General features: G+C 66.1%; 14 protein-coding genes. 10 read left to right on the top strand and 4 right to left on the bottom strand.

Features of this window, described 5'->3' with window-relative positions:
* The first annotated feature begins 67 nt into the window (after nucleotides 1-67).
* Entirely contained in the window at nucleotides 68-2,485 is a 2,418-nt protein-coding gene (gene pbpC, locus IFT58_RS14985) for a penicillin-binding protein 1C (protein WP_192095803.1), read from the top strand.
* A gap of 78 nt (nucleotides 2,486-2,563) precedes the next feature.
* On the opposite strand, the gene IFT58_RS14980 is transcribed toward pbpC, so the two are convergent.
* Complete coding sequence (locus tag IFT58_RS14980; RefSeq protein WP_188324640.1) at nucleotides 2,564-3,133, bottom strand: ferritin-like domain-containing protein; 570 nt, start codon at nucleotides 3,131-3,133, stop codon at nucleotides 2,564-2,566.
* 45 nt (nucleotides 3,134-3,178) lie between these two features.
* Nucleotides 3,179-3,661, bottom strand: coding sequence for a peroxiredoxin (locus IFT58_RS14975; protein ID WP_192095801.1), 483 nt, complete (start codon nucleotides 3,659-3,661; stop codon nucleotides 3,179-3,181).
* 195 nt (nucleotides 3,662-3,856) lie between these two features.
* On the opposite strand from IFT58_RS14975, the gene IFT58_RS14970 reads away from it, so the two are divergent.
* Nucleotides 3,857-4,753 carry a DnaJ C-terminal domain-containing protein gene (locus tag IFT58_RS14970; RefSeq protein ID WP_192080251.1) on the top strand — a complete coding sequence of 299 codons (897 nt, stop codon included), beginning with the start codon at nucleotides 3,857-3,859 and terminating at the stop codon, nucleotides 4,751-4,753.
* A 596-nt stretch (nucleotides 4,754-5,349) separates the two neighbouring features.
* Here IFT58_RS14970 and pilH read toward each other — a convergent pair.
* On the bottom strand, nucleotides 5,350-5,721 hold the full coding sequence (gene pilH, locus IFT58_RS14965) for a twitching motility response regulator PilH (protein ID WP_188324637.1): 372 nt from the start codon (nucleotides 5,719-5,721) through the stop codon (nucleotides 5,350-5,352).
* 89 nt (nucleotides 5,722-5,810) lie between these two features.
* On the bottom strand, nucleotides 5,811-6,806 hold the full coding sequence (locus tag IFT58_RS14960; RefSeq protein ID WP_192095800.1) for a YhdH/YhfP family quinone oxidoreductase: 996 nt from the start codon (nucleotides 6,804-6,806) through the stop codon (nucleotides 5,811-5,813).
* Nucleotides 6,807-6,949: 143 nt separating this feature from the next.
* Here IFT58_RS14960 and hflK point away from each other — a divergent pair, with 143 nt between their 5' ends.
* The 8 genes from hflK (at nucleotide 6,950) to IFT58_RS14920 (ending at nucleotide 15,198) form a co-directional block, all read left to right on the top strand.
* Nucleotides 6,950-8,083 carry an FtsH protease activity modulator HflK gene (hflK, locus tag IFT58_RS14955; protein ID WP_188324635.1) on the top strand — a complete coding sequence of 378 codons (1,134 nt, stop codon included), beginning with the start codon at nucleotides 6,950-6,952 and terminating at the stop codon, nucleotides 8,081-8,083.
* Nucleotides 8,080-8,943 (top strand): protease modulator HflC, encoded by an 864-nt coding sequence (locus IFT58_RS14950; protein WP_188324634.1) that lies wholly within the window; start codon nucleotides 8,080-8,082, stop codon nucleotides 8,941-8,943. Before hflK ends, IFT58_RS14950 begins: the two co-directional genes overlap by 4 nt.
* Before the next feature lie 68 nt (nucleotides 8,944-9,011).
* Nucleotides 9,012-9,197, top strand: coding sequence for a DUF2065 family protein (locus IFT58_RS14945; RefSeq protein WP_192095798.1), 186 nt, complete (start codon nucleotides 9,012-9,014; stop codon nucleotides 9,195-9,197).
* A gap of 212 nt (nucleotides 9,198-9,409) precedes the next feature.
* Nucleotides 9,410-11,548, top strand: a complete 2,139-nt coding sequence (locus IFT58_RS14940) for a M13-type metalloendopeptidase (RefSeq protein WP_192095797.1) — start codon at nucleotides 9,410-9,412, stop codon at nucleotides 11,546-11,548.
* Between the two features lie 207 nt (nucleotides 11,549-11,755).
* Entirely contained in the window at nucleotides 11,756-13,048 is a 1,293-nt protein-coding gene (locus IFT58_RS14935; RefSeq protein WP_188324631.1) for an adenylosuccinate synthase, read from the top strand.
* Nucleotides 13,049-13,426: 378 nt separating this feature from the next.
* Complete coding sequence (locus tag IFT58_RS14930; RefSeq protein ID WP_192095796.1) at nucleotides 13,427-13,840, top strand: hypothetical protein; 414 nt, start codon at nucleotides 13,427-13,429, stop codon at nucleotides 13,838-13,840.
* 215 nt (nucleotides 13,841-14,055) lie between these two features.
* Nucleotides 14,056-14,490: a pyridoxamine 5'-phosphate oxidase family protein gene (locus IFT58_RS14925; RefSeq protein ID WP_192095794.1), complete on the top strand. Its 435-nt coding sequence runs from the start codon at nucleotides 14,056-14,058 to the stop codon at nucleotides 14,488-14,490.
* A 162-nt stretch (nucleotides 14,491-14,652) separates the two neighbouring features.
* Nucleotides 14,653-15,198 carry a potassium channel family protein gene (locus IFT58_RS14920; protein WP_192095793.1) on the top strand — a complete coding sequence of 182 codons (546 nt, stop codon included), beginning with the start codon at nucleotides 14,653-14,655 and terminating at the stop codon, nucleotides 15,196-15,198.
* The last annotated feature ends 4 nt before the right edge of the window (nucleotides 15,199-15,202 follow it).

Genomic DNA, 15,202 nt, shown 5'->3' with positions numbered 1-15,202 from the left:
TCCGGGAAGCGGAGAAAAAGCGCGGCGCCGCAGCCCAGGGTGGAAACCGTTGCGCAGCCGTGCCGGAATGGCTCGCCCGTGTCGCTGTTGCCGGCAGGTGCAGCGCGTGATCGCATCGTCTGCCCGCTTCCGCCGTCGCCTCCCTTGGTCTGGTCCGATTCTGCGCTGGGTGCGCTGGGCGCTGGCTGCGCTGCTGGTGACCCTGCTGGTGATGGACCTCGTCTTCCCGCCGCCGCTGCCGACGCGGCGTGATACCAGTACGCTGGTGGTAGCGCAGGACGGCAGCCCGTTGCGCGCCTTTGCGGACGCAGAAGGGGTGTGGCGCTATCCGGCGTCGGTGGAGGCGGTGTCGCCGCTCTATCTGCAGGCCTTGTTGGGATATGAGGATCGCTGGTTCTGGCGCCACCCCGGCATCAATCCGGTCGCACTGCTGCGTGCAGGCAAGCAGATGGCAGGGCAGCGCCGCATCGTATCCGGCGGCTCGACCTTGACCATGCAGGTCGCGCGCATCCTGGATCCGCACACGCGTACGCCGTGGGGCAAGCTCAAGCAGGTACTGCGGGCGCTGCAGCTGGAAGTACACCTCAGCAAGCGCGATATCCTGACCCTGTACCTGGAGCGCGCGCCTTACGGCGGCACCATCGAAGGGGTGGAGGCGGCGAGCTGGGCGTATCTGGGCAAATCCGCAGCGCACCTGTCGCACGCCGAAGCGGCCTTGCTGGCTGTTCTGCCACAGGCGCCCAGCCGGCTGCGGCCGGACCGGCATCCGGAGGCAGCGCAGCGGGCCCGGGACAAGGTGCTGGCGCGCATGCAATCGCTGCAGCAATGGCCCGCCGACGTGGTGGCCGATGCGCGCATGGAAACCGTGGTGGCTCGCTCCCTGCGGCCGCCCCTGCATGCGGCCTTGCTGGCCCAGCGGCTGCACGCAGCGCAGCCTGACCAGGCGCGCATCCAGAGCAGCATCGACATCGACCTGCAACGCACGCTGGAAGAACGCCTCGCCAGCTATTTTTCCACCCTGCCCGAACGGACTTCGGCAGCGCTGCTGGTCATCGACAACCAGACCCTGCAGGCGCGCGCTTATGTGGGCACCTTGAATTTCGGTGATCGGCAACGGCTGGGCCATGTGGACATGGTGCAGGCCTGGCGTTCGCCAGGCTCCACGCTGAAGCCGTTCCTGTACGCCATGGCGCTGGATGACGGACTCATCCATTCGGAAAGCCTGCTGGTGGATGCGCCGCAGAGCTTCGGCGGCTACCGGCCGGGCAACTTCGATGAGGCCTTCAACGGCCCGGTAAGCGCGGCCACGGCGTTGCGTCTGTCGCTGAACGTGCCTGCCGTGGACCTGTTGGACCGTGTGGGGCCTGCGCGCTTTGCCGCGCGTCTGTCGCATGCCGGCATCCAGTTGCGGTTTCCACGCGGCAGTTCACCGAATCTTTCGTTGATCCTGGGCGGCACAGGCGCGCGCCTGGAAGACCTGGTGGGTGCCTTTTCGGCGTTGAACCGGGGCGGAATCGCCGGGCGCGTGCGCTATACCGATGAGGCGCCCCTGCAGGAGCGCAGGCTGGTGTCACCGGGCGCGGCATGGATCACCCGCGAGATGCTGGAGGCCAACCCGCGGCCGGGGCAGGGCACCGATACCTTCGATGTGGGAGGGCGCCCGCGGGTCGCGTGGAAGACCGGAACCAGCTATGGCTACCGCGATGCCTGGGCGATCGGCAGCACTCGCCAGTACACGGTGGGGGTATGGGTCGGACGGCCCGATGGCACACCGCTGCCCGGGCAGTACGGCGCCGTCACGGCGCTGCCGCTTATGTTCGAAGTGGTGGACAGCCTGCCGCGCGGTGCAGGCGCGGGCCACGCCGTGCCGGCGCCCGTGAGCGTCAGCCAGGCCGACATCTGCTGGCCGGGTGGCGGGCTGGCGTCCGAGCTGCCGCCCGCTTTGTGCCAGCGACGTCTGAAGGCGTGGCTGCTCGACGGCAACGTACCGCCGACCTTCGCCGAGCGCGATGCGCGCCGCTGGCAGCCCGGCAGGCAGCGCTACCAGGTTGACGCCGTCACCGGCCTGCGCCTTTCAGCCGACTGCAGCGCGGTGCACGATGAGGAAGAGCGCGAGATCGCGCGCTGGCCCGCACTGCTGTCACCGTGGCTGCCAGAGGCGGCGCGCAAGGCCTCGCAGCTGCCGGCCCTGGCACCGGATTGTCGTGATGATGGGCGCCAATCCAGCATCGCCCTGCACATCGACGGACTGAACGACGGCGCGACGTTGGCGCGTGCGCCCGGCAACACCCAGGGCGTCCGCCTGCAGCTTCGCGCGCTGGGCAGCGAGCACGAGATTGATTGGCTGATGGACGGGCGCTGGTTGGCACGCACCCGCGGTGCGCAACCCTTCAACCCGGTGCTCGAGCAGACGGGTGCACACACGCTGACCGCGCTTGCCAACGACGGTGCATGGACCCAGGTGCGCTTTTCAGTAGCGCGTTGATGCTGGACGGCAGGGCATCGGCCAGCGCAGTGAGTGACGACAGCCGATCGTCACCCACTGCCCTGCTGCCTGGGCGAATTACTTGCCGATCCAGCCATCCAGCAGGTCAGCGAACTCATCCGCGTGTTCTTCTTCCTGCGCGAGGATCTCCTCCAGGATGCGCTTGGTCGTGGTGTCCTTGTCACCGACGAAGTTGATCATCTCGCGATAGCTGTCGATCGCGATGCGTTCGGCGATCAGGTTCTCACGGACCATGTCACGCAGGTCGGTGCCTTCTTTGTATTCGGCATGCGACCGTGCGGTCAGCGTGTCGGGATTGAAGTCCGGCTCGCCGCCCAACTGCACGATGCGCTCGGCCAGCTTGCCCGCGTGTGCCTGTTCCTGCTGCGCGTGTTCGAGGAATTCGGCCTTCACCGACTCGGCGAACATCCCCTTGGCAGTGAAGTAGTGGCGGTAGTACCGGAGCACGCACACGTATTCGGTGGCGAGGGCATCGTTGAGCAGTTTGATGACGGCCTTGCGGTCGGCACTGTAGGAATCGGTGATTGCCCCATCTTCCACATTGCGGCGCGCGTTCTCACGCAGTACCTGACGGTCGCTGATGCCAGCGGGATGGGCGGGATGCGGTTGGTTGGCTGGCTTTGACATGGCTGGCCTTTTCTCCTTTCGGTGGGGGGACGCGTGGTCGTCGACCTACGCGGGTAGCTGCTGCAGCACGTGGTCGGCGGAGGACACCTCGAACGCGCCCGGCGCATCGACCCATGCGCCACGGACGGTGCCGTCCTCCACGTAAAGGGCAAACCGGCGGGAGCGGGTGCCCATGCCGGATGCACTCGAGTCCTGCTGCAGATCGAGTGCCCGGCTGAAGTCGCCATTGCCGTCGGACAACATCAACAGTCCGTCCGGCACGTTCTGGTCTTTTCCCCAGGCGTTCATGACGAAGGGGTCGTTTACCGCCAGGCAGTACACCTCGATGCCACGCTGGCGGAACTCGGCAAAGCGCGTGACGTAGCCGGGCAGGTGCTGTGCCGAGCACGTCGGGGTGAAAGCACCCGGGACGGCAAACAATACGACCTTGCGGCCCTCGAACAGGGCGCGGGTATCCAGTGTTTCGATGCCATCGCGGATACGCTTGAGTGTCACTTCCGGAATGCGGTCGCCGACGCGGATGCTCATGGGGTCTCCTTGCAGGCCTGCAGGGTAGGCAAGGCCGTGGAATGGCGGTGTCAACGGATTGAAAAACCGGCGTTGAGGCCCATCTGCCGAACCAGGCGCCGCCGGTGCAGCTGCTGACCGGCCCCGCACGCGGCTGCCGCTAGAATATGCATGGGTCGGCGCCCCCGGTGCCGACGGATCAATCGAGGTAGCACGATGGAATTCAAGGATTACTACGCCACCCTGGGGGTCGAGCCGACCGCAGGCGAGGCCGAGATCAAGACCGCCTACCGGCGGCTGGCACGCAAGTTCCACCCGGACGTCAGCAAGGAGGCCGGGGCGGAAGACACGTTCAAGGGCATCAACGAGGCGTACGAGGCCCTGCGGGATCCGCAGAAGCGCGCCGCCTACGATCAGTTGCGCGCGCAGGGCTACCGGCCTGGCGAAGAATTCAATGTGCCGCCGAACTACGGTGGTGGCGCAGGCTTCAATTTCGAAGAGGTATTCGGTGGTGGCGGCGCGGCCAACGGCGGCTTCAGCGACTTCTTCGAGAGCCTGTTCGCCCGCCAGCGCGGCGCCGGTGGCCGTGGGCCGGGCCCGGGGTTCAGCAGTGCCGGCCAGGCACCGCAGCGTGACACCCGGGCCAAGCTGTCGGTTCCGCTGGAGGCGGCCTACAACGGCGATACGCTGCGCATCACCGTCAACGGGCGGCAGCTGGACGTGCGTGTGCCCAAGGGCATCAAGCCGGGGCAGGTCATCCGGCTGGGCGGGCAGGGTACCGACGGCGGAAATCTCCTGCTCGAAGTGGAATACGCCGCGCACCCGCAGTTTGAGGTCGACGGGCGCAACATCCTGTACACCCTGCAGGTGACCCCCTGGCAGGCGGCACTGGGCACCAGCATCAGCGTCCCCACGCTGGGCGGCGCGGTGGACCTGAAGATCGCGGCCGATTCCGATGCGGGCCGAAAGCTGCGCCTGCGCGGGCGCGGGCTGCCGGGTAATCCGGACGGCGACCAGATCGTGGAGTTGGAGATCGTCGCCCCGGCGGCCACCGACGAGGCCCAGAAGAAGGCCTACCAGAACCTGGCGAAGGCGTTCGGCGAATCGGTGTAAGGGTGTGTGGGGCCGGGCTGCGCCCGGCACCTGCAGAGGCAACGGCAACGTCAACGTCAAAGCCAACGTCCAAGGCTGCAGGGCTGCGTGTTGGCGGGGCGGGGTGGGCTGGCGGGGGACGGCAAAAGCTGCATCCATGCGTGCCTTGTTTCGCGCCATCCATGGCGCTCAACACCCCCGCCACCCCACCCCGCCCCACCTTGGACAGGTCCATGGCGGCCATGGGACCTGCGGGCATCGGTAGCGCCGACCCATGGTCGGCGAGCGCAGCGGGCCGTTGGCGGGAACATCCCGCCGACCATGGGTCGGCGCTACCGCAGATCTCGTTGAAACGTCGGGTGGAGGGAGCCCCTGAGTCAGGGGCGGCCGCGAAGCGGCGGGGTGTGGGTGCTGGTGAGACGGGGCCCGCGGTTTGCGCAGCAAAGCGTGGGAGCGGCAGCGCGAATGCGATGACGTGGACCCCGCCATGGATGGCGCGAAACGAGGCCCGCAGGAGCGGCTTTTGCCGTCCCCCGACCAGCCCCACCGCCTGGCCCCAAGCAAGCAGTCTGCTGTCAGAGCCAGCCGCGAGGGGGGCTCGCCCGTTCGACCAGCCGTCAGGGCTGCCCGGCGAACACCCGCTCCAGCACCTCGGACAGCTCATCTTCCGAGAACGGCTTGGTGATGTACGCCTTCGCGCCCTGGCGCATGCCCCACATGCGGTCGGTGTCCTGATCCTTGGTCGTGACCAGGATCACCGGGATGTGCCGCGTGGATGCGTCGCGGGCCAGCGTGCGCGTTGCCTGGAACCCGTTGAGGTTGGGCATCACCACATCCATCAGGACCAGATCGGGCAGCGCGGCGCGTGCTGCTTCCACGCCCGCGGCACCGTCGGTGGCGGTCAGGATCTCGTGGCCGAGTTTTTCGACGATGCGCTGTATCCCCAACAGCTGCGACGGCGAATCGTCGACGATAAGGATGCGTGCCATGTTGTTCCCCAAGTGATGCCAGCAGTGTAGTGCGCTGCTCATGGCAGGGTGAAGCAAAGGCCGCACCGTCCGTCGCCCGCCTGCAACGTTCAGTCGATCCGCACGACCGTGCGCCCCGTCGATCCCCCAGCCAGCATTCCATCGAAGACCTCGGGCAGGTCGGCGAGCACCACTTCCCGTGTGCAGATGGCATCGAGGTGTGCGGGCCGCCAGGCCGTGCCCAGCTGCGCCCAGACCTGTTCGCGGAGCGCGCGGGGTGCATTGGCCGAGGACACGCCAAGCAGTGACACCCCCCGCAGGATGAAGGGCATCACGGTCATCTCCAGCGATGGGCCCGCAGCGAGACCGGCGCTGACCACGCTGCCGTAGGGCACCGTCTGGGCCAACAGGCTGGTCAGCATCGTCCCGCCTGCACTGTCCAGGCCGCCGCCGAAACGCGCCGACTGCAGCGGCCCGGCATCCGCCAGGGCCTCACGCGGCAGCACCTCGGCGGCGCCCAGCGAGCGCAGCCAGTCGGCTTGGCCGGGCTTGCCACTGATCGCATGCACGGCATACCCCGCGCGGCTGAAGATATCCACGGCCAGGCAGCCAACGCCGCCGCTGGCACCGGTCACCGCCAAGGGACCATGAGCGGGGGTGAGCCGGTTGTCCTGCATGCGCAGCAACGCCAGCGCGGCGGTGAATCCGGCGGTGCCGATGACCATCGCCTCGCGCGGGGACAGCCCGGACGGCTGCGCGATGACGGCGCTGGACTCCAGGCGCACGTACGGGCTGTAGCCCCCGTCGCGGGTCTCACTCAACCCACATCCGGTCGCCAGTACGGCATCGCCCTCACGCCAGGCCGGATCCGTGGAGGCCACCACCGTGCCGGCGACATCGATGCCTCCCACCAGCGGGAAGCGCCGCAGGATACGGCCCTTGCCCGTGCCGGCCAAGGCGTCCTTGTAGTTCACCGAGGACCAGTGCGCCCGCACCAGCACCTGCCCGGCGGACAGGTCATCCAGGCCTATCGATTCCAGGCCGCTACGATGGCCGTGGTCGTCCTGGTGGATACGGAAGGCGGTGAAAGACGCGGGGAGGGACATTGCAACGCTCGCTGACGGGGAAATATCACCTTACCCCCTTCCAATCCTCCTGATCCGCCCCATCTTGTAGAATCAGGGAAACCGGTACAAGGCTGGTGTCACGGGAAGGGCCCGTGGCGCGGCCCAATACAGATGGAGCGTGCATGGCCTGGAATACACCCGGCGGCAACAGGGACGGACAACGTCCCGAAGACAACCGGCGGGGGCCTTCCAAGCCCCGCGGCGGCGGATTTGGTGGTGGCTGGGGTGGGTTCCCGGGGCCGTTGAAGGAAATGTTCGATGGAGGCATCGTCCGCTGGATCGCGATCGCGGCGGTCCTGCTGTTGCTGTTCTCCAGCTTCCAGCTGATAGGCGAACAACAGCGGGGCGTGGTCCTGCGCTTCGGCCAGTTCTCGCGCATCCTGCAGCCCGGCCCGAACTTCAAGCTGCCGTGGCCGATCGAGTCGGTGACCAAGGTCAACGCCACGGAGATCAAGACGTTCTCGATCTCGGTGCCGGTGCTGACCCGCGACGAGAACATCGTCAACGTCTCGCTCAACGTGCAGTACCGCATCGATGATCCGCGCCTGTTCCTGTTCGGCACATTCGATGCCAACCAGGTACTGGAGCAGTCGTCGCAGAGTGCGGTGCGTGAAGAGGTCGGCCGTGCCGACCTGAACTCGGTGCTCAACAACCGTGGCCCGCTGGCGACGGCGGCCGAAACGCGCCTGCAGACCCTGCTGGCCGCGTACCGCACCGGTGTGACGGTGACCGGTCTGACCCTGCCTGACGCGCGTCCGCCGGAAGAAGTGAAGCCGGCCTTCGACGAGGTCAATGGTGCGCAGCAGGTCAAGGAGCGTCTGATCAACGAGGCGCAGGCCTATGCAGCGAAGGTGGTTCCGGAAGCGCGCGGCCAGTCCGCACGTACCCGCACCACGGCCGAGGGCTACAAGGCGGCGGTGGTCTCGCGTGCAGAGGGTGACGCCCAGCGCTTCACCCTGCTGCAGCAGCAGTACAAGAACTCGCCGGACGTGACCCGCAAGCGCCTGTGGCTGGAAACGGTGGAGCAGGTGCTGGCCGAAAACCGCAAGGTGATCGGTGGCGACAGCCGCCAGGTGCTCTACGTACCGTTCCCGGGTGAAACGCGCCCGACCGGTGCGGCGCAGCTGCCATTGACCAATCCGGATGTCGTGCTGCCTGCCGTGACCGGCAGTGCAACGACCGCTCCGCGTGATCCAGGTCGGCCGGTGGGCCGTCCGACGGGTCGACCGAACGGCCGTGAGGAGGGCAGCCAATGAGGAGTTCACTGTGGATCGGCCTGGTGGTCGTGATCCTGTTCGGCCTGCTGGGTTCGGTGTTCGTGGTCCGTGAGGACCAGACCGGCATGGTGCTGAATCTGGGCCGTGTGGTCCGTGCGGACATCAAGCCGGGCCTGCATTTCAAGGTGCCGCTGGTGGAAAGCGTGCGCGTGTTCGATCGCCGTTTCCAGGTGCTCGACACGGCACCGGCGCGGTATTTCACCGCCGAGCAGAAGGATGTCAGCGTTGACTTCTTCGCCATCGGGTACATCTCCAACGTGGGCGATTATTTCCGCGCCACCGGTGGCGATCCGCGCGTGGCCAATGCCCGCTTGGCACCGATCATCACCGACTCGCTGCGCAACCAGATCAACTCGCGTTCGTTGACCGAGCTGGTATCGGGTGACCGCAGCGAACTGATCGCCGATCAGCTGACCGGCATCAACGAGGCGGTGAAGGGCCTGGGCATGCAGATCATCGACCTGCGCATCAAGCAGATCGACCTGCCGACCGACAGCCAGGTGATCAATGATGTGTACGAGCGCATGCGTGCACAGCGCAAGCAGGAAGCCGCGAAGCTGCGGGCGGAAGGCGAGGAACAGGCGCTGACCATCCGTGCCCAGGCCGATCGTGAGGCCACGGTGCTGGTGGCCGTTGCCGAGCGTGATGCCCAACGGATGCGAGGCGAGGGCGATGCCGATGCCACGCGCATCTACGGACAGGCGGGTTCGGCCGATCCCTCGTTCTACGCGTTCACGCGCAGCCTTGAGGCATACCGCAACTCGTTGACCGATGGTAATGGCGTGATCGTGCTGGACAAGAATGATCCGTTCCTGCAGTACCTGAAGAGCGACAAGTAAGTTCTGTAGTTGCTTCGTACGGGGCCCGGCATGTCCGGGCCTCGTGCTTTTCGTGGAGTTCAAACCGGATGAAAGACCTGTTTGCCGCGCTGTGCCTGGTGGCGGTGCTGGAAGGCCTGCTGCTGTTCGCCGCGCCGCGGGCGTGGAAGCGCATGGCCGAGCGCCTGCTGGACCTGCCCGGTCCGGCGCTGCGCAGTTTTGGCGGACTGGTGTTGCTGGCCGGCTTGAGCCTGCTGTGGTGGGTGCGGCACTGACACGCACCCTGCTGACACGCACCCCACTGCCAGTTCCCGCTCATTGACGCATGCGTCCCTATGACGCCTGACGCACCTTCACTAGGGTTGGAGCTTCCTGGTCAGGAGGTGGAACGATGCCGATTGCAGTGGGGGATGTTCGCGCACGTCAGGGGAACAATGAGGTCGCGAGGGAGGCGCACCGCCAGCCCGTTTCAGGGCGTGCAGGCTGCATGCCGAAACGAGTATCTGGCGTCGGCTTTGTCGGCAACCGCTCCTTGGACCTGCGCAGTGCGGTGACGCTGGGCGTGGTCATGTTGCTGGCAGGGCAGCAGGCGGCGTCACTGGCGGCGCGGGTCGGCATGCGGCAAGACGATACGGCCCTGCCACCGAGGCCCCCACCGGCGGGGTCATCCCTGCTGGCCGCCGTGCGCCCGCACTCCGTGCGCTGCGTGCCTGCCGCTGCACCGACACCTGCCGCACCACTTCCGCAGGCCTTCCACCCGGATCTGTTCAACCCATTGGTGCAGCCGCTGGAAATGCTGGCCAATGCCGAAGCGCTCGCGGTGGCCGAAGAGAGCGGCGGCGCCGGCAGTTCACTGCTGTGGCAAGGCATCGCCGCGTGGTTCGCCACCCCCTGCGGCCAGCTCGACAGCTACGTCAACGGCTTCTGGAAACTGCAGCACCCACCGGGGCGTGAGATCCCGACCCGCTTCGCGGAACTGCGTCATCACGCCAGCGAGTCGTTGCTGCCGCTGGCGCAGCAGGCATCCACGGCAGCGGGGGGCGCCGAGGCCGCGCTTGCCGCAACCTGGGCCGCCGCCGCCGATCCGGCGGGCCGGGGATGGTCGCATTTCCGGCCGCAGCGCGATGCCATTGCCGCGCTCGCCAGCCGTGCGGACATCGAGCACCACATATGCCAAGGCATGCTGCGCGGGCAGGAGTCGGTGCTCGGCCTGCAGCGCTTCTTTCTCAACGGCGTGCTGGCCGCAGGTTTCGCGCTTGGCAGCCCGGATGGTGCGGTGTACGGCCTGCCCCCTTCGCATCCCGATGTGCTGGCTTACCGTGATCGCATTGCCGACCTGCTGCGCACGTCCGGCATGGCGCCCACCGACGCGGCTGCGGCCGCAGACACGGTGTTGGAGATGGAGCGCACACTGGCCCAGGCCCCTGTGCAGGTGAATTCCTACACGCTTTCCCAAGCCGAGGCGGCGCTGCCGGGTTTTGCCTGGCAGACCGTCTGGCAAACGCTGGGCCTGGATCCGATGACGTCGCTGTACATCACCATGGAGAGTTGCAGGAAGCTTGACGTGATGCTGCAACGGCGCCCGCTTGCCGATTGGCGGGCATTCCTGCAGTACCACCAGGCGCGTCGCGCACAGGGGTATCTGCTGGGGAGTGTCGAACCGCCAGCGCGGTTGAAACAACTGGATGAAAGCCGCGGCGGCAGGTTGCTGCTCAGTGCGTGGTACGGCCAGCGCATGGCACCGGCGCTGACCGCGCCGGCGTTGGCGATGTTCGATGCGATCCGCCAGGTGTTCATCGACGACCTGGCGATGTCCGCGTTGCCCGCTGCGGACCGCGCCTCGCTGCACGCCGCGCTTGAAGCCGTCCAGCTGGTATTCGACGATGCAGGCCAGCAGGTGCCTTGGGACGGATTCATCGCCTCGGCCTCGCACCTTGCCAATATGCAGGCGCTGGACGTGCTCGCGACCCGCAACGATCTGGCCATCATTGAAGGCCCCACCGATTCCCTCCTTGCGGGACCTGCGCATCACCTCTCGCTCGGGACGAACGTGATCGACGAACGGGTCATGCTTTCGCCGGCGCTGCTGGACAGCCTTGAGCACCTTGGTTCATCCCGTGAGGAGCGCTGGGGCTTGCTGGGTTTCATGCTGGGGCATGAGATCGCGCACCTGCTGGGCGAAGCGCGCGACCTGAGCCCCGAGGCGGAAGCGCTGATGGCACGCGAAGACACCGCCATCCGACAACGTATCGGGGACATGTGGATAGACCAGACGCATCTGAACGCCACGCGCGTGCAGGAAGAAGCCGCGTGTGACCTGCGCGGTATCAGTGCGGCGCGACGCGCCGGGCAGGCCGAGGCCGAGGGGGCAGGGGAGTCGTTCGATCTACAGCGCTTTTTTCTTGCCGCCGCAGGCCTGCACGCCGCCAATCCCACCGAGCGGCAACTGCGGCGGCAGGTTGCCGAAGATGACCACCCGCCGGGCCCGTTTCGCGCGGGGTTGGCCCGATTCGTGCAGGGCTTCGACAGCGCCTTCGGTTGCACGCCGCGCCCCGCCCAGCCCTTCGAGTATCTATTCCCCGTGCGCGACGCTGCCGCCGGTACGACCGACCCCAACCGTGGCTGACCCGTACCCCGGCCGGGGTGGCACCTGCCCCCTGAAACCCGGATAATGCACAAAAGCCGGACGGGCCCTCCCGTTCGGCTTTTTCTGTGTCCGGGACCTTCCTTCGCCGGCGCCTCCCCGTTGGAGCCGCCATCCCGCGCTGGCCTGTCCTGCCACGGTTTACCCGTCAGCGGCCCCGATGGCCGCACACAATTCGAGGAGCCCGTCATGGGTCAGTCTGTCGTAGTGCTTGGTGCCCAGTGGGGCGATGAAGGCAAGGGCAAGATCGTCGATCTGCTCACCGAGGAAATCGGTGCCGTAGTACGTTTCCAGGGCGGCCACAATGCCGGCCACACGCTGGTCATCAACGGCAAGAAGACCGTCCTGCACCTGATCCCGTCAGGCATCCTGCGTCCTGATGCGCTGTGCCTGATCGGCAATGGCGTGGTGATCTCCCCGGCCGCGCTGCAGAAAGAAATCGCCGAGCTGGAAACCTCCGGCGTGGAAGTGCGCTCGCGCCTGAAGATCTCCCCGGCGGCACCGCTGATCATGCCGTACCACATCGCCCTGGACCAGGCGCGCGAACGCGCTGCCGGTGGCAAGGCGATCGGCACCACCGGCCGTGGCATCGGCCCGGCATACGAAGACAAGGTGGCGCGTCGCGGCATCCGCATCGCCGACCTGCATTACCCGGCGCAGCTGGAAGAGCTGCTGCGCACCGCGCTGGATTACCACAACTTCGTGCTGACCAAATACCTGGGCACCGATGCTGTCGATTTCCAGCAGACCTTCGATGAAGCGCTGGCCTTCGGCGAATACGTGCAGCCGATGAAGTCCGACGTGGCCGGCATCCTGCACGACCTGCGCAAGCAGGGTAAGCGGGTGTTGTTCGAGGGTGCGCAGGGCGCGCTGCTGGACATCGATCACGGCACCTATCCGTACGTCACCAGCTCCAACACCACCGTCGGTGGTGCACTGGCCGGTGCCGGCGTCGGCGCTGATTCCATCGACTACGTGCTGGGCATCGCCAAGGCCTACGCAACGCGCGTGGGCGGTGGCCCGTTCCCGACCGAACTGGACGACGAAATCGGCCAGGGCATCCGTGACCGCGGCGCCGAGTACGGTGCGTCCACCGGCCGCCCGCGTCGTTGCGGCTGGATGGACATCGTGGCGCTGAAGCGCGCGGTTGCCATCAACGGCATCAGCGGCCTGTGCATCACCAAGCTGGACGTGCTGGATGGCATGGAAAAGCTGAAGATCTGCATCGCTTACGAATACCGTGGCAAGCGTACCGAGTACGCGCCGCTGGACGGGCAGGGCTGGGAAGAGTGCACGCCGGTGTACCTGGAGTTCCCGGGCTGGACCGAGAACACCCACGGCATCACCACCTGGGACGACCTGCCGCCGGCCGCACGCGCCTACCTGCGTTCGCTGGAAGAGCTGGCCGGTTGCCCGATCAGCATCGTGTCCACCGGCCCGGACCGCGACCACACGATGGTGCTGCAGGACCCGTTCGCCTGATCCCAGGCAGTGACGCGGTAGCGCCGAGCCCTGCTCGGCGGGCTTCACACGGAGGGCGTGGCGACCAGCGGTCGTCACGCCCTCTGCCGTTTTACACATCCGCCCATATCCCCGTCGGGCCATCGCATCGACGATGCAGAGGCTGGAATCAACAGTTCCAGCCGGGATTGGCATTCCGTTAGTTTTCAAATCACCATCTCTGTTGTGGCCCTTCGGGGACGGCGGAGAATGCATCGTCCTGCCGGCTTGCGGCGGGCGGTGCGTGGGGATCCTTACCCGATCCGCCGGTTTGATGGTGATTGAAAGCTCCGGTATGCCAACCCGCACCGTCCGCCACCCCGCATCCTGCGGGTGGCCACAGCGAAGGACAGGCATTCCATGGGTGAATTCTCTCCCCCCGGCGCACGGCTCCATGCCCTCATCGGCGATGCCGTGCTCGATATCCCGCGCCACTTGGCCGAGCGTCTGGAAACAACCCTCAAAGCGCAGGGCATGGGCGATCCCACCCCCGCGCTGGTGGCCCATCTCTCCCTGATGCATCACGGCGAAAGTGCGGACGGTACGCTGTGGGAAGAGGAAGGCCTGGGGCTGGGGCGCTGCGGTGATCTGGCGCTGGCCAGTCGCAGCCTGCAGGGGCTGCACGGCATCCTGCAGATTCTGCACGCTGCCCATCTGACCCGGCAGCACGCCGGGCCGGAGCAGCAGCTTGGCGATCATCTGCAGGGCGCACTGCTGCAGGCCGGACGGCAGCTGGCCCAGACCGCCTGCGACGCCGTGCATGGGCGGCGTTGAGTGCGCGGGCCCCGCCGAAGGGTCTGTACCCCAGCGCGCCTCGAAATGATCGCCGTGGTCCTGGCGTCGGTGGCCGTCGTGGCGTCGTTGTTCGGGCTCGGGGTGCTCTACGGGGTGATCGGGTGACCCTGCGCACGCCGCCGTCGCTGTTCGTGCACGGGCGGTTTACAGCGAGCTGTCCACCCTCGGACCAACCACCGACGCGAGACCGCCCCATGAGCACGAAGACGCTGCAGGACCTGGCCAAGAAGATGGCCGACATCGATTTCGTCATGCTGCAGACGATCACCGACGGCGGTGAACTGGCGGCACGGCCGATGAGCAACAACGGCGACGTGGACTACGACGGTGACAGCTGGTTCTTCACCTATGAAAACACGCGCATGGTCGCCGACATCCGGCGCGACCCGAAGGTCGGGTTGTCGTTCACCGGCGCGAAGTCCCTGTTGGGCAAGCCGCCGATCTTCATTGCCGTGCAAGGGCACTGCCACCTGCATACCGACAAGGCCACCTTTGCCGAGCATTGGGTGGACGACCTTGAACGCTGGTTCGAGCAGGGTATCGATACCCCGGGCATCGTGTTGCTGCACGTCCGCGCCGCTCGCCTCACGTGGTGGGACGGCGAAGAAAGTGGTGAATTGAGAGTGTGAATGTATTAGTCCGGATGCCGCGCAGACTTGGGTATGAGCGCTGATCTTTGGCTGATCTTGTTTTGCAGCTAGCTCGCAAAGAGGGCATTTCCATGAAGTCGCCCTCAATGTTTGGAGGGGGCTTGCCGTTAACTTTGATAAGTTCATCAAGGATGATTGGCAATGCAAGCAGACAAGCAGAGTTCAAGAGAGAGATTGAGGAGCCTGAAAGAGACATTGGTGCGCTTGTGGCCGATGTTCAAGGTGGGGTTTGTCTTTCCGCTTGCCGTTGTACCTCTGTTGTTGGCAAAACATCCAAGTGTCGCAGTAGGACTGGGTATCCTAGTCATTCTTGCGGGGTACGCATTGTTCGCGCGCTTGATGAATCGCTCGTTGGTGTTGAAGAAGGAAGACCTCATCGCAGTCATCGCGGTCTTCTTCCTTTTCACGCTGGAGCTGATCTTTCTGTATGCAGTCTATTATCGCAACATCGCGCTTGCCGGCACCCCAAGTGGAATTGCTGCCCCCTTGCCGTCTATTACTGACGCGTTCTATTTTTCCACTGCAACATTTACTTCGCTCGGATTCGGTGACATCGTTCCGCTATCCCCTGCCGGGAAGTGGATGGTCACCAGTCAGGCACTCCTTGGCATGACGCACGCCGTCCTGTTCGTCGTGGTGTTCCTGCGTAACCTTGACTTCTCGGCCGCACATGGCTCTGCTCGTTAGGATT

The organism is Stenotrophomonas sp. CFBP 13718, assembly GCF_014842145.1.
In the GTDB taxonomy this organism is placed as follows: Bacteria; Pseudomonadota; Gammaproteobacteria; order Xanthomonadales; family Xanthomonadaceae; genus Stenotrophomonas.
The sequence above is the reverse complement of the archived record's forward strand: the minus strand, read 5'-3'. Positions and strand labels throughout refer to the sequence as shown.